Origin of the sequence: Janibacter endophyticus, assembly GCF_016888335.1 — a bacterium.
Lineage (GTDB): Bacteria > Actinomycetota > Actinomycetes > Actinomycetales > Dermatophilaceae > Marihabitans > Marihabitans endophyticum.
Map to the genome: position 1 here is coordinate 2,249,178 of NZ_JAFEJG010000004.1, position 18,655 is coordinate 2,267,832.

Annotated in this window: 17 protein-coding genes and 2 tRNA genes; 9 read left to right on the forward strand and 10 right to left on the reverse strand. The window is 72.7% G+C overall.

What is annotated here, in order from left to right:
• Positions 1-73: 73 nt before the first annotated feature.
• Positions 74-1,132 carry a glycerophosphodiester phosphodiesterase gene (locus JNO54_RS10820; RefSeq protein ID WP_307818174.1) on the reverse strand — a complete coding sequence of 353 codons (1,059 nt, stop codon included), beginning with the start codon at positions 1,130-1,132 and terminating at the stop codon, positions 74-76.
• A gap of 151 nt (positions 1,133-1,283) precedes the next feature.
• Between JNO54_RS10820 and argG the strand changes: the two genes are divergently transcribed.
• The 7 genes from argG to JNO54_RS10855 all read left to right on the forward strand — a co-directional run bounded on the left by argG (position 1,284) and on the right by JNO54_RS10855 (position 9,280).
• Positions 1,284-2,708 carry an argininosuccinate synthase gene (gene argG, locus JNO54_RS10825; RefSeq protein WP_204143910.1) on the forward strand — a complete coding sequence of 475 codons (1,425 nt, stop codon included), beginning with the start codon at positions 1,284-1,286 and terminating at the stop codon, positions 2,706-2,708.
• A gap of 55 nt (positions 2,709-2,763) precedes the next feature.
• Positions 2,764-3,942 carry a PucR family transcriptional regulator gene (locus tag JNO54_RS10830; RefSeq protein ID WP_204143911.1) on the forward strand — a complete coding sequence of 393 codons (1,179 nt, stop codon included), beginning with the start codon at positions 2,764-2,766 and terminating at the stop codon, positions 3,940-3,942.
• Between the two features lie 60 nt (positions 3,943-4,002).
• A complete protein-coding gene (locus tag JNO54_RS10835) occupies positions 4,003-5,184 on the forward strand; it encodes an ACP S-malonyltransferase (protein ID WP_204143912.1) in 1,182 nt (393 codons plus the stop codon).
• On the forward strand, positions 5,181-6,197 hold the full coding sequence (locus JNO54_RS10840) for a beta-ketoacyl-ACP synthase III (RefSeq protein ID WP_233703232.1): 1,017 nt from the start codon (positions 5,181-5,183) through the stop codon (positions 6,195-6,197). Before JNO54_RS10835 ends, JNO54_RS10840 begins: the two co-directional genes overlap by 4 nt.
• A gap of 60 nt (positions 6,198-6,257) precedes the next feature.
• Positions 6,258-6,506 carry an acyl carrier protein gene (locus tag JNO54_RS10845; protein ID WP_204143913.1) on the forward strand — a complete coding sequence of 83 codons (249 nt, stop codon included), beginning with the start codon at positions 6,258-6,260 and terminating at the stop codon, positions 6,504-6,506.
• Between the two features lie 81 nt (positions 6,507-6,587).
• Positions 6,588-7,829, forward strand: coding sequence for a beta-ketoacyl-ACP synthase II (gene fabF, locus JNO54_RS10850; RefSeq protein WP_204143914.1), 1,242 nt, complete (start codon positions 6,588-6,590; stop codon positions 7,827-7,829).
• Entirely contained in the window at positions 7,829-9,280 is a 1,452-nt protein-coding gene (locus JNO54_RS10855) for an acyl-CoA carboxylase subunit beta (protein ID WP_204143915.1), read from the forward strand. Before fabF ends, JNO54_RS10855 begins: the two co-directional genes overlap by 1 nt.
• 66 nt (positions 9,281-9,346) lie before the next feature.
• Here JNO54_RS10855 and JNO54_RS10860 read toward each other — a convergent pair whose 3' ends face one another.
• Complete coding sequence (locus JNO54_RS10860) at positions 9,347-9,847, reverse strand: DUF3145 domain-containing protein (protein ID WP_204143916.1); 501 nt, start codon at positions 9,845-9,847, stop codon at positions 9,347-9,349.
• Positions 9,848-10,055: 208 nt separating this feature from the next.
• Here JNO54_RS10860 and JNO54_RS10865 point away from each other — a divergent pair.
• Positions 10,056-10,129 (forward strand) — tRNA-Ile (locus tag JNO54_RS10865).
• An 18-nt stretch (positions 10,130-10,147) separates the two neighbouring features.
• Here JNO54_RS10865 and JNO54_RS10870 read toward each other — a convergent pair.
• Positions 10,148-11,548, reverse strand: coding sequence for an NAD(P)/FAD-dependent oxidoreductase (locus tag JNO54_RS10870; RefSeq protein ID WP_204143917.1), 1,401 nt, complete (start codon positions 11,546-11,548; stop codon positions 10,148-10,150).
• Between the two features lie 121 nt (positions 11,549-11,669).
• Between JNO54_RS10870 and JNO54_RS10875 the strand changes: the two genes are divergently transcribed.
• Positions 11,670-12,596: a transporter substrate-binding domain-containing protein gene (locus tag JNO54_RS10875; RefSeq protein WP_204143918.1), complete on the forward strand. Its 927-nt coding sequence runs from the start codon at positions 11,670-11,672 to the stop codon at positions 12,594-12,596.
• Between the two features lie 424 nt (positions 12,597-13,020).
• On the opposite strand, the gene JNO54_RS10880 is transcribed toward JNO54_RS10875, so the two are convergent.
• The 7 genes from JNO54_RS10880 to JNO54_RS10910 all read right to left on the reverse strand — a co-directional run bounded on the left by JNO54_RS10880 (position 13,021) and on the right by JNO54_RS10910 (position 18,631).
• Positions 13,021-13,093 (reverse strand) — tRNA-Asn (locus tag JNO54_RS10880).
• Positions 13,094-13,149: 56 nt separating this feature from the next.
• Positions 13,150-13,644 (reverse strand): hypothetical protein, encoded by a 495-nt coding sequence (locus JNO54_RS10885; RefSeq protein WP_204143919.1) that lies wholly within the window; start codon positions 13,642-13,644, stop codon positions 13,150-13,152.
• Positions 13,641-15,563: a DNA primase gene (gene dnaG / locus JNO54_RS10890; RefSeq protein ID WP_204143920.1), complete on the reverse strand. Its 1,923-nt coding sequence runs from the start codon at positions 15,561-15,563 to the stop codon at positions 13,641-13,643. Before dnaG ends, JNO54_RS10885 begins: the two co-directional genes overlap by 4 nt.
• Before the next feature lie 44 nt (positions 15,564-15,607).
• Positions 15,608-15,964, reverse strand: a complete 357-nt coding sequence (locus tag JNO54_RS10895; protein WP_204143921.1) for a hypothetical protein — start codon at positions 15,962-15,964, stop codon at positions 15,608-15,610.
• Entirely contained in the window at positions 15,961-16,233 is a 273-nt protein-coding gene (locus tag JNO54_RS10900) for a DUF6406 domain-containing protein (RefSeq protein WP_204143922.1), read from the reverse strand. The genes JNO54_RS10895 and JNO54_RS10900 overlap by 4 nt, the downstream gene beginning before the upstream one ends.
• Positions 16,234-16,244: 11 nt before the next feature.
• A complete protein-coding gene (locus JNO54_RS10905) occupies positions 16,245-16,973 on the reverse strand; it encodes a C2 family cysteine protease (RefSeq protein WP_204143923.1) in 729 nt (242 codons plus the stop codon).
• A 410-nt stretch (positions 16,974-17,383) separates the two neighbouring features.
• Entirely contained in the window at positions 17,384-18,631 is a 1,248-nt protein-coding gene (locus JNO54_RS10910; protein ID WP_204143924.1) for a deoxyguanosinetriphosphate triphosphohydrolase, read from the reverse strand.
• Between the last annotated feature and the right edge of the window lie 24 nt (positions 18,632-18,655).

Consider the following 18,655-nt stretch of genomic DNA (forward strand, 5'->3'; position numbering starts at 1 on the left):
TGCGGCGTGAGCCCCGAAAGCGAAGGGGGTGGGACCGGCCGGTCCCACCCCCTTCGGCTGTCTCGGGCTGCGGTCAGTCCTGCTCCGTCCAGTGCTGCTTGCGGGCCTCGACGCACACCTCGGGGTGGTCGCAGAAGAGGCCGTCGACGCCCTCGCGCATGAAGGCCTTCTGCTCCTCGAGCGCGCGGCCGAGGTCGGCCGGGTCAGACCCGACCCGGTAGTCGGTGGGGAGGAAGGTGTTCTCCGCACGGAAGGTGTAGGGCATGACCTTCAGGCCCGCCGCGTGCGCGCGGTCGACGAGACCGGTCGACTGCCCGAGGGTCCCGTCCGCCGCGCGGGCGATGACCTCGTCCTTGGTGGGGCCGATCCCGTGGACGGTCTGCGCGAGCAGCTCCAGCCCTTCGACGGTGCGGTAGTCGGCGTACGAGCGGGAGTCGTCGACAGGACCTCCGCGCACCGAGCTGAGGAAGACGAGCGGTGCCTTGGCACCGAGCTCGTGGCGCAGGTCGCGGAGGTTGGCGTGCTCGAAGGACTGGATGTAGATCGGGGCGTTCTCCTCGTCGAGACCGTGCGCGCGGACCGACTCCAGCAGCGGCTCCTCCAGCGACAGGCCGATCGAGTCGAAGTAGGTCGGGTGCTTGGTCTCGGGGGAGACGCCGATCGGGCGGCGCAGCTCCTTGCTCAGCCGCTCGCGCAGCTCGAGGACCTCCTCGAAGGTCGGGACCTCGAACATCCCGTCGTACATCGTGTTCTGCTGGCGGACCTGCGGGATGCGCTCCGTGGCGCGCAGGGTCTTGAGCTCGGTGAGCGTGAAGTCCTCGGTGAACCAGCCGGTGAGCCAGGCGCCGTCGATCACCTTCGTCGTCCTGCGGTCGGCGAACTCAGGGTGCTCGGCGACGTCGGTCGTGCCGCTGATCTCGTTCTCGTGGCGGGCGACGAGGACACCGTCCCGCGTGGAGACGAGGTCGAGCTCGATGAGGTCCGCGCCCTGACGAGCGGCGAGCTCGTACGCCGCGAGCGTGTGCTCGGGGCGGTAGCCGGAGGCACCACGGTGACCCACGACGACGGGGGTGAGCATCTTCTTCAGAGCGACGGAGGAGATGACGGTGGCGATGACGGGAGCGGTGCGCACGCCGCGGACGCTACGGACGCGCCGTCATCCCCCGGCGACCAGGACGTGGCGGCGGGTCGTCGGGCAGGTGACGACGGGATGAGGATCCGGTCAGAGTTCGGTCAAGCAGACCCGTGCGTGACGAGAGCGCGGGAGGACCTACGCTGGGACCGTGTCCAAGGTCCTGACTTCCCTGCCTGTCCACGAGCGTGTCGGTATTGCCTTCTCCGGCGGTCTCGACACCTCTGTCGCCGTCGCGTGGATGCGCGAGAAGGGCGCCGTCCCGTGCACGTACACGGCCGACCTCGGCCAGTACGACGAGGACGACATCGCCTCGATCCCCGGCCGCGCCGGTCAGTACGGCGCGGAGATCAGCCGGCTCGTCGACTGCCGCGCCCCGCTCGTCGAGGAGGGTTTCTCGGCGATCGCCTGCGGTGCCTTCCACATCCGCTCGGGCGGCAAGACCTACTTCAACACCACGCCGCTGGGCCGCGCTGTCACCGGCACCCTGCTCGTGCGCGCGATGGCCGAGGACGAGGTCTCCATCTGGGGTGACGGCTCGACCTTCAAGGGCAACGACATCGAGCGCTTCTACCGCTACGGCCTCATGGCCAACCCGGCCCTGCGCATCTACAAGCCCTGGCTCGACGCGGACTTCGTCACCGAGCTCGGCGGCCGTCACGAGATGAGCGAGTGGCTCACCGCCCGCGACCTGCCCTACCGCGACAGCGCGGAGAAGGCCTACTCCACCGACGCGAACATCTGGGGCGCGACGCACGAGGCGAAGACGCTCGAGCACCTCGACGAGTCCATCGAGATCGTCGACCCGATCATGGGCGTGCGCTTCTGGGACCCCGCGGTCGCCATCGAGACCGAGGACGTCACCGTGCGCTTCGAGCGCGGTCGTCCGGTGGCCATCAACGGCACCCGCTACGACGACCCCGTGGCCCTGGTCCACGAGGCCAACACGATCGGCGGGCGGCACGGCCTCGGCATGTCCGACCAGATCGAGAACCGGATCATCGAGGCGAAGTCCCGCGGCATCTACGAGGCGCCGGCGATGGCGCTGCTCCACATCGCCTACGAGCGCCTCGTCGCGGCGGTCCACAACGAGGACACGATCGCGAACTACCACGCCGAGGGCCGGCGCCTGGGTCGCCTCATGTACGAGGGCCGCTGGTTCGACCCGCAGGCGCTCATGCTCCGCGAGTCGCTCGAGCGCTGGGTCGCCTCCGTCGTCACGGGCGAGGTGACGCTGCGGCTGCGCCGCGGCGACGACTGGAGCATCATCCACACCGCGGGCGAGAACTTCAGCTACCACCCGGACAAGCTCTCGATGGAGCGCACCGAGAACGCCGCGTTCGGCCCGGTCGACCGGATCGGCCAGCTGACGATGCGCAACCTCGACATCGCCGACAGCCGCGCCAAGCTCGAGGTCTACGCCTCGCAAAACCAGCTCGGTGGCGGCTACGCCGAGCTCATGGGCGAGCTCGAGGCCGGCGGCGCCGAGCAGATCGCCGCGAACCCGTCGGCGGCCAACGTCGACGACGAGGACGACGCGCTCGACCGCGCGGCGATGGAGTTCGGCACCGACTGACGGGCAGCCCACCGCCGGGTTCCCGTTGTGGGGCCCCGACAAATAGCATGGCCGGATGGCTCCCCGTGCACGCATCCCGGCCGCGACCCGGCAGGCCGTGCGCCGCCGAGCGGGCGAGCTGGCGACGGCGGCGACCCGACGGATCGAGGAGCACCACGAGTGGTACTCCGAGCTCAGCGCGCAGGAGCGCTCCTGGGTCGCCCAGGTCGCCCAGGCCGGCATCGCCGACTTCGTCGCGTGGCTCGGGGACCCACCGGCCGGCCGCCACCACCCCGGAGGGATCTTCGCGGCCGCACCCCGCGCGCTGACGCGCTCGGTGACCCTGGCCCAGACCCTCGAGCTCGTCCGCGAGGTCGTCGGCGTCGTCGAGGACCACGTCGAGGACCTCGCCCGGCCCGACGAGGTCGTCCGGCTGCGCGAGGCGGTCCTGCGCTACAGCGGTGAGGTCGCCTTCGGGGCCGCCATGGTCTACGCGGAGGCCGCGGAGCAGCGCGGGGCCTGGGACGCCCGGCTCGAGGCGCTCGTCCTCGACGCCGTCGTCCGTGGCGAGGTCGACGACTCGACCCGCTCCCAGGTGGCCGCGCTCGGATGGTCGAGCCGCTCCGGGGTGACGGTCCTCGTCGGGGAGGCCCCGGAGCAGGCCACCGAGGACATCGAAGGGGTGCTGTCGCGCCTCCACAAGGCCGCTGCCCGTCGCGGCGCGGCCGCCATCGCGGGGGTCCAGGGTCGGCGTCTCGTCGCGGTCCTCGGCGGGGTGTCCGACGCCCAGGAGGAGGCGCGCGTCCTCGCCGAGTGCTTCGGCCCGGGACCGCTCGTCCACGGGCCGCTCGTCGGCAGCCTGCTCGAGGCGAGCCTGTCCGCCGCGGCGGCGGTCGCGGGGTTCGACGCGGCCGGCGGCTGGCCGATGTGCCCGCGCCCGTGCCCGGCCTCCGACCTCCTCCCGGAGCGAGCGCTCGCCGGAGACGAGTGGGCCCGGCTCGACCTGCTCTCCCAGGTCTGGGAGCCGCTGCGCGAGCAGCCCGTGCTCCTGGAGACCGCCGAGCAGCACCTCGACACCAAGGGTGGGCTCGAGGGGACGGCCCGCACCCTCTACGTCCACGTCAACACCGTCCGCTACCGGCTCGGCCGGATCATCGACCTCACCGGGTACGACCTCGCGGAGCCGCACGACGCCTTCACCGTACGGGTGGCGCTCACCCTCGGGCGTCTGTTGGAGGAAACCTCCAAATCGTGACGGCTAATGCTGTGGCGATCCGCGTCGCCTCAGGGCGGCGTCCGCCAGGAAGGTGGAGGGGTGCTTGCGATCACTTGCCCCGGCCAGGGCTCACAGACCCCCGGCTTCCTGACCCCCTGGCTCGAGCTCCCCGGGATGCGCGACCGCCTCCACTGGCTCTCGACCGTGGCCGGTCTCGACCTCGAGGAGCACGGCACCGTCTCGGACGAGACGACGATCAAGGACACCGCCGTCGCCCAGCCGCTCATCGTGGCCGCCGGCCTGCTGGGCCTGCTCGGCCTCTTCGAGCACCCGGCCGACGGGTTCCGCGTCGTCGGGGTCGGTGCCGGCCACTCGGTCGGTGAGCTGACCGCCGCGGCCGCCGCCGGCGTCATCACGGCGGAGCAGGCGATGGTCCTCGTGGCCCAGCGCGGCCGGGCGATGGCGTCGGCCTCCGCTGCCACCCCCACCGGCATGAGCGCCGTCGTGGGCGGGGACGCCGACGAGGTCCTCGCCGGCATCGAGCGGCACGGGCTCACCCCGGCCAACGTCAACGGCGCCGGCCAGGTCGTCGCCGCCGGCACGCTCGACGCGCTCGCCGCGCTCGGGGACGACGCACCGGCGAAGGCCCGGGTCATCCCGCTCCCGGTGGCCGGCGCCTTCCACACCGAGCACATGGCGCCCGCGGTGGACTCGCTGGCCCGGCTGGCCCGCGCCGTGTCGACGCATGACGCCCGGGTGCCGCTCCTGTCCAACGCCGACGGCGCGGTCGTCAGCTCGGGCCGCGAGGTGCTGCGCCGCATCGTCGGTCAGGTCGCCTCGCCGGTCCGCTGGGACCTGTGCATGGAGACGATGCGCGACCTCGGCGTCACCGGCATCATCGAGATCCCGCCCGCCGGCACCCTCACCGGGCTCGCGAAGCGGTCGCTCAAGGGCGTCGAGACCCTCGCGTTGCGCACGCCCGCGGACCTCGAGGCGGCCCACCGCATGGTCCGCGAGCACGGCGAGACCCGCACCTCGAGCCAGCCGGCCTGGCGCCTCGTCGTGGCGCCCGTCAAGGGCACCGTCACGCTGGCGCCGCACGGTCTGGGTGACGCCCTCGACGCCGGCGCCGTCGTCGCGACCGTGTCCTCGCTGCGCGACGAGCACGCCGTCGTCAGCGCCCACGGCGGTCAGGTCGTCGAGTGGCTCGTCGAGGAGGGCGACCCCGTCTCCCCCGGCCAGCCTCTCCTGCGCCTCCACCCGACGGGGCAGAGCGCATGAGCATGGTCACCCTGAGCCCGGGCCTGGGCACGGTGGCCGGCGGCTACCACTCCCGGATCAGCGGGGTCGGCGGGTACCGGCCCGAGCGGGTCGTGCCCAACAGCGAGATCGTCGAGCGCATCGACTCGACCGACGAGTGGATCCGGCAGCGCTCCGGCATCCAGGCCCGGCACCGGGCCGCACCCGAGGAGAGCGTCGTCGACATGTCCGTGCACGCCGCGCGCGCGGCGATCGAGCACGCCGGGCTCGAGGTCGACGCCATCGACGCGATCATCGTCGCGACCGTCACCCACCCCTACCAGACCCCGGCGGCCGCCCCCGAGGTCGCGCACCGGCTCGGCCTGACGTGCATGGCCCTGGACATCAGCGCCGCGTGCGCCGGCTACTGCCACGGCATCGGCATGGCGAGCGACATGGTGCGATCCGGCTCGGCCCGCCACGTGCTCGTCCTCGGCGTCGAGAAGCTCTCGGACTTCACCGACTACGACGACCGGAGCATCGCCTTCATCTTCGGCGACGGAGCCGGCGCCGCCGTCGTCTCCCGGGCCGACTCGCCCGGGATCAGCCCGACCGTCTGGGGCAGCGACGGCGAGCAGCGTGACGTCATCGCCCAGGTCGACTCCTGGATCGACGTCCGCGACGACGCGGGGCTCGACTTCCCGACGATCAAGATGCAGGGCCAGAGCGTCTTCCGCTGGGCGGTGTGGACCATCGCCAAGAAGGCGCAGGAGACGCTCGACGCCGCAGGCCTGACCGTCCACGACATCGATGCCTTCGTCCCGCACCAGGCCAACCTGCGGATCATCGACTCGCTCGCCAAGACGCTCGGCCTGCCCGAGGACGTCGTCATCGCCAAGGACATCGTCACCACGGCCAACACCTCTGCCGCGTCCGTCCCCCTCGCCATGTCGCGCATGGTCGAGGAGGGTCAGCTGCGCAGCGGCGACGTCGTCCTTCAGATCGCCTTCGGCGCCGGGCTCGCGTACGCGGGCCAGGTCGTCGTCATGCCGTAGGCCGCCGCCGCGATCCCACCCCACCGACCACCAGCACCACCCAACAGAAGGAGAAAGAGCATGGCCTACACCGACCAGGAGATCCTTGACGGCCTCGCCGAGGTCGTCGCCGAGGAGACCGGCATCGACGCGTCCGAGGTGACCCCCGAGAAGAGCTTCACCGACGACCTCGACGTCGACTCGCTGTCGATGATGACCATCGCCGTCACCGCAGAGGAGAAGTTCGGGGTGAAGATCCCAGACGAGGAGGTCAAGAACCTCAAGACCGTCGGTGACGCCGTCAGCTACATCAAGAGCAACCAGGGCTGACCGGCCCTCCTCGGCGAAGGGGGCGGGGACCCCGCCCCCTTCGCCTGTCAGCACGACCGCGCCCACCACCACGGAGAACTCATGACCGCACCCACCGTCGTCGTCACCGGCCTCGGCGCCACCACCCCGATCGGCGGGGACGTCACCTCCACCTGGGAGGCCGCGCTCGCCGGACGCTCCGGCGCCCGCCCCCTCGAGCAGGACTGGGTCGCCGAGCACGAGCTGCCGGTGACCTTCGCTGCGACCCTCACCACCCCGGTCACCGAGGTCCTCGCCCGCGTCGAGACCAAGCGGCTCGACCCCTTCGCCCAGTACGCCCTCGTGGCCGCCCGTGAGGCCTGGCAGGACGCCGGCGCCCCCGAGGTCGAGCCCGAGCGGCTCGGTGTGGCCGTCGGCTCCGGCATCGGTGGGGTGCAGACCCTCATCACCGCGTGGGACACGCTCACCGAGAAGGGACCGCGACGCGTCTACCCGCTCTCGATCCCGATGCTCATGCCCAACAGCGCCTCCGGGACGATCTCGCTCGAGCTCGGTGCCCGGGCCGGCGCCCACACCCTCGTCTCGGCCTGCTCCTCGGGCGCCGAGTCCATCGGCTACGGCCTGCAGATGATCCGTGACGGCAAGGCCGACGTCGTCGTCTGCGGCGGCTCCGAGGCCGCCGTCCACCCGCTGCCGATCGCCGGCTTCGCCGCGATGCAGGCCCTCTCGACGCGCAACGACGACCCGGCTACCGCCTCACGTCCCTACGACACGACCCGCGACGGCTTCGTCCTCGGCGAGGGCGCCGCGATCATGGTCCTCGAGTCCGAGGAGCACGCCCGCGCCCGCGGCGCGACGATCTACGCGACGCTCGCCGGCTTCGGCGCGAGTGCCGACGCGCACCACATGGCCGCCCCCGAGCCCGAGGGGGCCGGCGCCTCGCGCGCCATGGCCGACGCCGTCCGGGACGCCGGAGCGACCGCCAAGGACCTCGTCCACATCAACGCGCACGCCACCTCGACACCCGTCGGCGACGTCGCGGAGGTCGCCGCCGTCCGACGTGCCTTCGGCGACGACGCGGACCACATGGCGGTCAGCGGGACGAAGTCGATGACCGGTCACCTCCTCGGCGCGGCCGGCGCCCTCGAGGCCGTCTTCGCCGCGCTCTCGGTCCGGGACCGGGTCGCTCCCCCGACGATCAACATCACCGAGATCGACCCGGCCGTGACGCTCGACGTCGTGCGTGACGAGCCCCGGCCGCTCGGCGACGGCGACCTGCTCGTGCTCAACAACTCCTTCGGCTTCGGCGGTCACAACGTCGCCCTTGCCTTCAGGAGCCTGTGATGACGCGCGCACCCAGCCCGGCCGCTGCCGCCGTCGCGACCTCGAAGGTCGGCCGGCCGGACCGCCTCGAGGACCCGCGTCACCCGGAGACCCGCCTGAGGTCCTTCCTCGACGAGGGCTCCGTCGAGCTGCTCGGCCCCGACGACGGGTCCGGGATGATGGCCGCCCGCGGGACGCTCGACGGCCAACGGGTCGTCACCTTTGTCTCCGACGCGACGATCATGGGCGGCGCCATGGGCGTCGACGGCTGCAGAGTCGTCGTCGACGCCTACGAGCTCGCGCTCGCCGAGCAGCTGCCGGTCATCGGCCTGTGGCACAGCGGTGGTGCGCGGCTGCCGGAGGGCGTCGTCTCGCTGCACGCCGTCGGAGAGATCTTCGCGATCATGACCCGCGCCAGCGGCAAGATCCCTCAGATCTCGGTCGTCATGGGCGCAGCCGCCGGCGGCGCCGCCTACGGGCCGGCGCTCACCGACATCGTCATCCTCGCCCCGGAGGGCCGGATCTTCGTCACCGGGCCGGACGTCGTCCGCTCGGTCACCGGGGAGGCCGTCGACGCGCTGCGTCTCGGCGGGCCCGAGCCGCACGGGCGCCGGTCCGGCGTCGTCCACGTCCTCGCCGACTCGCTCGAGGACGCCTTCGCGCGGGCCCGTGCCATCACGCGGCTGCTCGACCCGGCGACCCAGGGCGACTTCGACGTCGACGGTCTTGAGGACCGTGACCTCGCCGCCTCGCTGCCGGAGTCCGCGAAGCGGGCCTACGACGTCCACCCGCTCGTCGAGAACCTCCTCGACGAGGGCACGACGGAAGAGCTGCACGCCCGGTGGGCGCCGAACATCGTCACGGCCCTAGGCCGCCTCGGGGGCCGCTCGGTCGGCGTCATCGCCAACAACCCCATGCGGCTCGGCGGCTGCCTCGACTCCTCCTCGGCGGAGAAGGCCTCCCGTTTTGTGCGGATGTGCGACGCCTTCGGCATCCCCCTCGTCGTCCTCGTCGACGTCCCCGGCTACCTGCCCGGTGTCGGCCAGGAGTGGGACGGCGTCGTGCGCCGCGGGGCCAAGCTGCTCCACGCCTTCGCCGAGGCGGTCGTCCCCCGAGTCACCGTCGTCACCCGCAAGACCTACGGCGGGGCCTACATCGCGATGAACTCACGCTCGCTCGGCGCGACGAAGGTCTACGCCTGGCCGGACGCGCACGTGGCGGTCATGGGGTCCGTCGCGGCGATCCGCATCCTGCACCGCCGGCGGCTCGCCGAGGTCGACGACGCCGAGCGCGCCGCCGTCGAGGAGGAGCTGGCCGCCGACCACGAGCGGCTCTCCGGCGGTCTCGCTCGCGCCGTCGAGATCGGGGTCGTCGACGAGATCGTCGAGCCGTCCCGCACCCGCTCGGCCGTGGCCGGTACCCTCGCGGACGCCCCGGCGGCCCGCGGGCAGCACGGCAACATCCCGTTGTAGCCCCGCACGACGAAGGGGTGCGCCGCGCGGAGGATCCGCGGCGCACCCCTTCGTCGTGGGGTCCGGTCAGCCGACCTTGTGCAGCCAGCGCACCGGGGCGCCCTCGCCCGCGTGTCGGAAGGCCTCGAGCTCCGCGTCCCACTCGGTGCCGAGGAGCTCGTCGAGCATGTCCTCGACGGCCTCGTCGGCGCCCTGGGCGAGGGTGAGCACCTCGCGCAGCCGGTTCTCGTGGATGACGGTGTCGCCGGAGGCGGAGATCGTCGCGTGGTGGATGCCGAGGGACGGCGTGTGCGACCAGCGGGAGCCATCGAGCCCGGGGCTGGGCTCCTCGGTCACCTCGTAGCGCACGCCCTCCCAGCCCCGCAGGGCAGAGGCCAGCGCGGCGCCGGTGCCGGGCGCGCCGGTCCAGGAGAACTCGGCACGTCGAAGGGATGGACCGATCGGCTGCTCGGTCCACTCCAGGGTCACGTCACGCCCGAGAGCGGACTCCAGCGCCCACGTGATGTGGGGGCAGAGCGCTGTCGGGGTGCTGTGGATGAACACCACGCCTCGCGTTGCAGACGACATCCTGATCCTCCTCGGTGCGATGGACGTCTTCCCCAACGCCAGGCACCTCATCTGGAGGACCGGAGGCTCGCTCACGTGCTGCTCGGTGTGCTGCTCGGTCGATATAGGCACGCCACAGGCGTGCATGTGCGTCACATTGTGCCTCATGGTCACCAGGAGCACCACCCCTCACTCGGGTAACCTGCGGCTGGCCCCTCATGGAGGCCACGGGGCGGTAGCTCAGTCGGTCAGAGCAGCGGACTCATAATCCGTCGGTCCTGGGTTCAAGCCCCAGCCGCCCCACCGAGCAGTGGCGCGTCCCTACGAGTCGAAGCCGACCCCGAAGGCGTCGAGGGTGCGCAGCAGCACGCCCCGGCGACCGGTGCGGTCCTCACGGGCCAGCGCGGCGCGGGTGGCCTGCACGCCGAGGTAGCGCAGCGGCTCGGGAGGGAAGGGCATCGGCTTGTCCCGGACCATGGCCAGGGCGGTCCGCTCGGAGTCGACCCCGTCGAGGAGGTCGAGCGCGACCCGCGCGCCGAACCGGGTCGAGGCGACCCCCAGACCCGTGTAGCCGACGGCGTAGGAGACCCGGCCGTCCATCGCCGTGCCGAAGATCGGGGTGAAACGGGAGGTCGTGTCGATGACGCCGGCCCACCGGTGGGTGAAGCGCAGCCCCTCAAGCTGGGGGAAGATCTCGAAGAAGTGCCCGGCGAGCAGGTCGTGCGACGCCCCCTGCTCGAGCTCGGCGTCGACCCGGCCGCCGTAGTGGTAGCTCGCGTCGTACCCGCCGAAGAGGACCCGGTCGTCGTGCGTGCGCCGGTAGTAGTGGAACTGGTTGCCGGCGTCGGTCAGACCCTCACGGTCCTCCCACCCGATCTGCGCGAGCTGGGCGGCGCTCAGCGGCTCGGACATCAGGACGTGGTCGTAGACCGGGATGACCCAGGCGCCGAGACGGCGCAGCAGAGCCGGGTAGGCACCGGTCGCCAGGAGCACCCGGTCGGCGACGACCGACCCGGTGTCGCCGACGAGGCGGACGGACCCCCCTTCGCGCTCCATGGACCGGACCGGGCTGGACTCGAGGACCCGCACGCCGCGAGCCCGCACCGTCTCGGCGAGGCCCCAGGCCAGGCGGGCCGGGTCGACCAGGCCCACCGTCGGGTCGTGCAGGCCCGCGAGGTAGCGCGGCGAGCGCACCCGCTCACGCGCGGCGGGCCCGTCGAGGAGGGTGACGTCGACGCCGTGCTCACGGTGCAGCGCGTGGGCCTCCTCGACGGCCGCTACCTGATGCTCGGTGAGCGCGAGGGTCAGCTCGCCAGGCACGTGGAGATCGCACTCGATCCCGAGCCGGTCGACGTCAGAGCACAGGCCGGCGAAGTTCTCTGCCCCGAGCCGCTCCAGCGTCTCGATCTCGTCGGGCCAGCAGGCGACACCCTGCGCGAGACCGTGCGTGAGCGACGGCGAGACGAACCCCCCGTTGCGGCCCGAGGCGCCGAACCCGACGGCTCCGCCCTCGATGACGACGATCTCGCGCCCCGGGTCTTCCTCCGCCGCCTGCAGCGCAGCCCACAGGCCGGTGAAGCCCGCGCCGACGATCGCGAGGTCCGCGCGCACGGCGCCCTGCAGGGTCTCGCCCGCCACGGGGACCGCCCGCTCGGCGGGGTCCGTCCAGTACGGCCGCCGAGCAGCCCCGACGAGGGCGGGGTGCCCCTCGTCGACGGTCATGGGAGGAGGTTAGCGGTGACGACCGGGTCACAACTGACCCGGTCGCCCCCCGCGTCCGCGTACCGCGCGCGCGAGCGGTGCAAGGATGGGAGCCATGGTCAGGGGAGGCGCACGTCGAGCGGTGCTCGCGCTCATCCTGGCCCCGCTGCTCGCCGCGTGCAGCCGCGGCGTCGCCGTCCCGCCGAGCACGTCGTCGAGCACGCCGCCCGAGAGCACCTCGACCGCCGCGCAGTCGACGACCCCGGCGCCCGCGAGCCCGGAGCTGCTCCGGGTCGCCGTCCCCTTCGACCAGCCCGGTCTCGGCATGCGCGAGGACGACGAGTACTCGGGGATCGATGTCGCCGTCGCCCGGTACGTGGCCCAGCAGCTCGGCGCCCAGCGCCTCGAGCTCCTCCAGGCCATCCCCGACCAGCGCGAGACCCTCCTCGCCACGGGGCAGGCCGACCTCGTCATCGCGACGTACTCGATGACGCCCGAACGCTCCGAGCAGGTCCTCTTCGCCGGCCCCTACCTCGTCACCGGGCAGGACCTGCTCGTCCCGCGAGGGAGCAAGGTCCGCTCCGTGGAGCATCTCCGCGGTCAGTCCGTGTGCGGCGCCGCCGGGTCGGCCTCGGTCAAGCGCCTCGTCGACGACCACCCCGGCCTGCACATCGTCGAGCGTCCCACGGTCGGCGAGTGCGTCGAGCTCCTCCGCGAGCGCGAGGTCGGCGCGGTGACCTCGGACACGACGATCCTCGCGGGCTACCTCGAGGCCGACAAGGACGAGCGGTCGACGCTGCGTCTGGCGGGCGTCGACATCGGGCGGGAGTCCTACGGGGTCGGCATGTCGCCCGACGACGAGGAGCTCTGCTACCGCGTGAGCGAGGCGCTGCGCACGATGGTCTCCTCGGGCGAGTGGCGCAAGGCGGTCCGAGCCAACCTGCCCGGGCCCGAGGTCATCGGTACGCAGAGCTATGTCGACCCGGAGGTCACCTCCTGCACGGCACCCCCGACGAGCTCGACCACGTCATCGACGTCGTCGGCGTCCTCGACGTCCGAGAGCGGCTGAGCACGCAGAAGGCCCGGACACGGATGTCCGGGCCTGACCTGCTGGGTGCTCCCCCAGCGGGACTCGGACGCAGGACGGTCCTGCGACCGGCCGGGGCCGAGCACGCGTCCCGCGTGCTGCGGGCGGCCCTGGACGACATCGGACTCGCTGAGCCGAGTTCACGGTAGAGATCATCGACCCCGACGAGGCAGCCCAGGCTCGGCACTTCGCGGGCTCCCCGGCGTTCGTCGCCAACGGGATCGACGTGTTCGGCGGTCAGGGAGCCCGGTCTCCCTTGAGCGCGGCGAGCCGGTTCGCGGGATCCTTTGGTGGCGTTGGGAAGCCCCCCCCCCACGACAGCGGGCTCGACGATGCAGGGTCGATGCGCAGGACGACAAGAGAACCCCCGAGCTGGCGTCTCCGCAGTTCAGGGGCTTCTTGGGTGCTCCCCCGGTTGGACTCGAACCAACAACCTGCCGATTAACAGTCGGCTGCTCTGCCAATTGAGCTACAGGGGATCGCGCCGCAGCGCTGCGCCACCATAGCAAGAAGATCCCGGCGCGCGAAAACCGGATCAGCGCTCCAGACCGACGTGCTCGGCCAGCCGCGCGAGGGCCTCCTCGACCCCGTGGCGAAGGGGTGGGAGGTCAGGGTCTGCGCCCTGCCGGTAGATGGTCTGGACGGAGAGCCGGTCGTCGCGGGGATCCTTGCGCAGGACCACCCGGGCGGCGTTGACCCGGTCCACCACGACGTGCTCGGTGAGGACGACGCTGGCCTGGACCCGCTCGCGGAAGGCCATGGTCACCGGGCCGGCGTCGGGCAGCACCCACGCCCCCGGGTCGCGACCGTCGACGAAGCTCGCCCACAGCTCGTCACTCTCCGGGCGCCAGCCTCCACCGTCGACGAGGTGCCAGGGCGCGCGCACGGCGCCCTCACCCTCGACGACGAGCCGGTGGTTGGTCACGGCCAGGACCCCGCCGTCGGCGGTCGTGGCGGCCGCGACGACCCGCTCCCCCGGCTCGAGGCCGGACGGCGGGTCGACGCGTGGACGACGTCGGAAGAGGCTCATCGGGAGATCCCGTCTCTGATCGCGGCGCGCTGCCGCTCGAGCGCCTGGAGGCGCAGGGAGAGCTCGCGCACCTGGGTCGGGTCGGCCTGCGGGTCGGCGCCCAGGCGTCGCATCGTCGCCATGCTGTCGGCGATCTGGCGGCTGATCTGCTGCTCCCGGACCCGGGCGACGAGCGAGTCGGTGTAGGCCCGCGGGGGCATCCCGGTCGAGGGGTCGTGGACGACCGGCACCGGGGCCACGGCGAGCTCGGCGAGCAGCCCCCGCACGGTGAGGGAGGCCGCCTCGCCGAGGAGTGCGTGCCAGCCCGCGAGCGAGAGGTCCGGGCGCAGGCCGACCGCCCGGACAGCGTCGAGCACGGCGCGGTGGGCGGGGGCGCTGATCGCGGCCGGGTCCCAGGTCTCGATCCCGGCCTCGGCGAAGAGCGCCGGGTACTGCAGGAGCGACTGGAAGAGCTGCCGCTCGGCCGCCACGACGGGGTCGCGCAGGTCGGGGGCGGGCATGCTCATCGCGGCCTCGCCCGGTGTGGGCTCGGGCGCCTGCTCGCCACGCCGCTCCGGCGTCCTGGCGTCGGGGGCGACGGCGAGCCGGCCGGCACGCTGCGTGGCCGTGCGCATCTGGTCGACCTCGACGCCGACCCAGCCGGCCACCGTCCGGATGTACTCCGGCCGCAGCGCGGTGTCGCGGATGGCGTTGATGATCGGCGCGACGGCACCCATGGCACGCACCCGGCCCTCGGCCGTCGTGAGGTCGAAGCGGGCCAGCGTCGTGCGGACCGCGAACTCGAACATCGGCACGGCGGAGTCGACGAGGTCGCGGACCGCGGCGTCACCCTCGCGCAGGCGCAGGTCGCACGGGTCCATGCCCTCCCGGGCGACGGCCACGAAGGACTGGCTCGCCCACCGCTGGTCCTCGGCGTACGCCTTCATCGCCGCCTTCTGCCCCGCGGCGTCCCCGTCGAAGGTGAAGATCACCTTGGCCGGGGTGAGGTCGGCCTCGTCGCGCACGATCCGGCGCAGCGCCTTGATGTGGTCGACGGTGAAGGAGGTCCCGCACGTCGCGATCGCGTGCGGCACCCCGGCGAGGTGGGCCGCCATGACGTCGGTGTAGCCCTCGACGACGACCGCCTTGCGGTCATCGCTGATCGCCTTCTTGGCCAGGTCGAGCCCGTAGAGGACCGAGGTCTTCTTGTAGATCGGCGTCTCGGAGGTGTTGAGGAACTTCGCCGGGCTGCGGTCGTCGTCGAAGAGGCGGCGAGCGCCGAAGCCGATGGTGTCCCCGGTCGTGTCGCGGATCGGCCAGATGAGCCGTCCGCGGAAGCGGTCGTACAGGCCGCGCGACCCGCGCCCGGAGAGCCCGGCCGTCGTCAGCTCGTCCGCGGTGAAGCCCTTCTCCAGGAGGTAGCGGGTGAGCACCTCGCCACCCCGCGGCGCGAAGCCGACCCCGAAGCGCTCCGCCTCCGGCCGCAGGAAGCCGCGCTCCCGGAGGTAGTCCCGCCCCGCCCGCGCCTGCGGGCCGGTCACGAGCTGCTCGTGGTAGAACTCCTCGGCCACGCGGTGCGCCTCGATGAGCCGCGAGCGCTTGCCCAGGCCCATCCCGTCGCGCGGTCCGCCGCCCTCCTCGTAGCGCAGCTCGAGGCCGAGCCTGCTCGCGAGCCGCTCGACGGACTCGGTGAAGGTGAGGTGGTCGACCTTCTGCACGAAGTCGAGGACATCTCCCCCTTCGCCGCAGCCGAAGCAGTGGTAGGACCCCACCGACTCCCGGACGGTGAAGGACGGGGTCTTCTCGTCGTGGAAGGGGCACAGCCCCTTCATCGCCCCCACGCCGGCCGGGCGCAGGGTGACGTGCTCGCGGACGACGTCGGTGATCGAGGTGCGCTCCTTGACGCTCGCGACGTCCTCAGCCCGGATCCTGCCCGCCACGTCTCACCTCCGTCGTCCCGTCCCCGGGAGTGTATGTGGCGGGCTCAGGGGAGAGGCACGAGCATGACGCGGCCCCCCTGGCCGCCGGGCTCGCCCGAGTCCCCCTCGGACCAGATCGCCTCGACGCGATACTCCTCGTCGGCCACGCGGATCTCGTGCCCGACGCTCACCTCGGTGGGGGTCGAGGGCGAGCCGTCCTCGGAGATGCGCAGCGTCGCTCCCGAGTCCTCGAACGTCGTGGCGACGACCGAGGAGCCGGCGACGTCGGCCGGGGCGTTCTCCTCCAGGACGAGCGCGCCCGCGGGCGTGGTCTCCGGGGCCGAGGAGTCCTCGGACGAGCAGCCGGTCAGCCCGACGAGCACGGCGAGGACGAGCGCGGGAGCCCCCCGCAGCGCGGTCACGACTCCTCGCCGTCGGCGCGCGACACGGTCACGGTGCCGGTCGAGCGGCCGGGAGGCCCCTCGTGGCCTCCCCCGCTGATCGCCACCACCGTGACGGTCGTCCCCCCGACCTCGACCCGGTCGCCGACGACGACCCTGTGCACGGTGACCGTCTCGCCCGGGAGGGTGACGCGCAGCTGGGCGCGCTCGCCGTCCATGACGTTCGTCGCGACGACGTGCGCCCCCCACACCTGCGTGGGGATGTTCTGGTCCAACGTGATCGTGCTCATGGCGTGCTCCTTCACTTCCTGGCCGAGCCGACGTCGAAGCGGGCGAACCGCTCCTCGAACTCCTCGTAGGTCATCGTGATCGGCGGCTCGTGGCTGCCCCAGGGGTTCTGCACCGTGACGTTGCCGTCGTCGTCGATCCCCGTGACGGTGTAGGCGTGGTTGCTCACGAGCTCGCCGGCGGAGGCCTTGTCCCCGTCGCCGTTGGTGGAGGCGATGATCACGCCCCCGTCCTCCAGCCGGGACCGGAGGTCGGCGGCGGGCGGGAGGTCCTTGTTGTCCCAGGGGAAGAAGCCCTCGTCGTAGGTCTGGACGGGCTCGCCCGTCATGGCCTCGATGGCCCGCGAGGGCCAGTCGCCGTCGAGGTCCTCGTAGCTGCCGCCCATGTGCTGCGCCATGGCCTTCTCGTACAGCAACGGCCACAGCTCGCGCTCGCCCTCGTTGTCGGCGTACGTGGGATCCCCGTCCACGGCTGGGAACTCGGCCGTCACCGTGACCTCGACCGGCTCGCCACGCTCGTAGAGCGTGATGGTGTACGTGCCGTCGTCGTTGGCCCGGATGTTGTCCGCGATGAGCTCGGGGTTCGCGGCGGCGACCCCACGCATCGTCGAGATGAGCCAGCAGTCACCCAGGGCACCCTGCATGACGTCCTCCGGGGAGGCGCCGTCCTGGACGACCGGGCCCTCGATGGGCTCGTAGGTCGACTGGTCGTCCTTGTCCCGCAGGCCCGGGTTGCTCCCCACCCCGTCACCGGGTGGTGTCCCCCACCCGACGGCAGGGCCCCACCCACCGGCCCGCCCTCGACCGAGGAGACCTGCTCCTGACCCCGTGCCTGCGCCTGGAGCTGCGCGGCGAGGCGCCGCACCCCGTCCTCGACGAGGACGAGGTGCCGCTCCGCACCGCGCCAGCGGTGCTGGAAGTGCTGCGCGTCCGGCCCCTGCCAGACCTCGGTCAGCCGGCTCGCGGCCCGTCGTGCCCCCTGCCGGGCCCCCTCCATCTCGCTCGCGTGGCGGAGCAGGGCGCGCTCGCTGGCGCGCACCCGCTCGACATCCATCCCCTCGGTGACGCTCATGCCCTCGCCCCTGACTCGGCGGCTCCTGTCCGGTCACGCGAGAGGGCCCGCGCCGTCGTCTCCATGGGGAGCACTCCCCGGTCAGGTCCCGGAGGAGGCCCGACGGCGCTCGGCGTGGAGCGCCAGCGCGCGGGCGTCGGTGAGGGAGGCGACCTGGTCCACGACGACACGCAGCCGCGCCCTGTCGTCCGGGGCCGCCGCGAGGTCGGGCAGCAGGTCCGGGTCGAGGCGATCCTCCGGCGCCTCGGCGAACCACCCGACGAGGTCGGCGACGACCGCGCGCTGGTCGGCGTAGAGGGCCGTGCGGCTCTCGGCCCGCATGACGTAGTGAGCGGCGACCGCCTTGAGGACGGCCACCTCGGCGCGGCTCTCGTCGGGGACGACGAGCGAGCCGTCGTAGCGGGCGAGGTCGGCGCGACCGTGGACCTCTCGGGTGGCGGCCTCGGCGGCCTGGACGAAGCGGCCGATGAGCCGGCTCGTCATGTCCTTGAGGCTCGCGAGAGCGATCCGCGAGCCGTCGTACCGGTCCGGGACCGCCCCGGTGGCCAGCAGCCGCTCGAGGGCCGCCCCGAGGTCATCGACGGTGAGGTCGCTCGCGTAGGTGGAGCGGGCGACGTCGAGGACCACCGGGGTCTCCTCGGCATGGCGCAGCAGCCGCAGGTCGAGGTTGCCGGACGCCACGGCGTCCTCGACGTCGTGGACGGAGTAGGCGACGTCGTCGGCCCAGTCCATGACGTCGGCCTCGAGGCAGCGAAGGGGCGAGCTCACCCCTTCGCGCATCCAGGCGAAGGCCGGGAGGTCGTCGTCGTAGACCCCGAACTTCGGTGTGGGCGAAGGGGCCTCGCCGCGCCGCCACGGGTACTTCGTCGCCGCGTCGAGGCTGGCCCGGGTGAGGTTGAGGCCGGCGGGCCGGCCGTCGGCGTGGGCCCGCTTCGGTTCGAGCCGGGTGAGGATCCGGAAGGTCTGGGCGTTGCCCTCGAAGCCCCCGATGCCGGCGGCGATCTCGTCGAGGGCGCTCTCGCCGTTGTGGCCGAAGGGGGGATGCCCGAGGTCGTGCGCGAGGCAGGCCACCTCGACGACGTCGCCGTTGCAGCCCAGCGCCGCCCCGAACTCGCGACCGATCTGGGCGACCTCGAGGCTGTGGGTCAGCCGGTTGCGGATGAAGTCGTCGCTGCTCGGCTGGAGCACCTGGGTCTTCGCCGAGAGGCGGCGCAGCGACGCCGAGTGGATGAGCCGGCCCCGGTCGCGGGCGAAGTCGTCGCGGTCGGCCCGCTTGTGCACGGGGTCCTCGCGCAGCCAGCGCTCGCGATCCCGCTCGGTGTACCCCACGCGAGCACTCTAGGCGTCCCGTGA

What these genes read in the sequence shown, in the direction of transcription:
- JNO54_RS10840 (WP_233703232.1), top strand. Translation starts at nt 5,181, where the DNA reads ATGAGCATGGTCACCCTGAGCCCGGGCCTGGGCACGGTGGCCGGCGGC.
- JNO54_RS10855 (WP_204143915.1), top strand. Translation starts at nt 7,829, where the DNA reads ATGACGCGCGCACCCAGCCCGGCCGCTGCCGCCGTCGCGACCTCGAAG.
- JNO54_RS10900 (WP_204143922.1), bottom strand. Translation starts at nt 16,233, where the DNA reads ATGAGCACGATCACGTTGGACCAGAACATCCCCACGCAGGTGTGGGGG.
- JNO54_RS10870 (WP_204143917.1), bottom strand. Translation starts at nt 11,548, where the DNA reads ATGACCGTCGACGAGGGGCACCCCGCCCTCGTCGGGGCTGCTCGGCGG.
- JNO54_RS10860 (WP_204143916.1), bottom strand. Translation starts at nt 9,847, where the DNA reads ATGTCGTCTGCAACGCGAGGCGTGGTGTTCATCCACAGCACCCCGACA.
- fabF (WP_204143914.1), top strand. Translation starts at nt 6,588, where the DNA reads ATGACCGCACCCACCGTCGTCGTCACCGGCCTCGGCGCCACCACCCCG.
- JNO54_RS10830 (WP_204143911.1), top strand. Translation starts at nt 2,764, where the DNA reads ATGGCTCCCCGTGCACGCATCCCGGCCGCGACCCGGCAGGCCGTGCGC.
- JNO54_RS10885 (WP_204143919.1), bottom strand. Translation starts at nt 13,644, where the DNA reads ATGAGCCTCTTCCGACGTCGTCCACGCGTCGACCCGCCGTCCGGCCTC.
- JNO54_RS10845 (WP_204143913.1), top strand. Translation starts at nt 6,258, where the DNA reads ATGGCCTACACCGACCAGGAGATCCTTGACGGCCTCGCCGAGGTCGTC.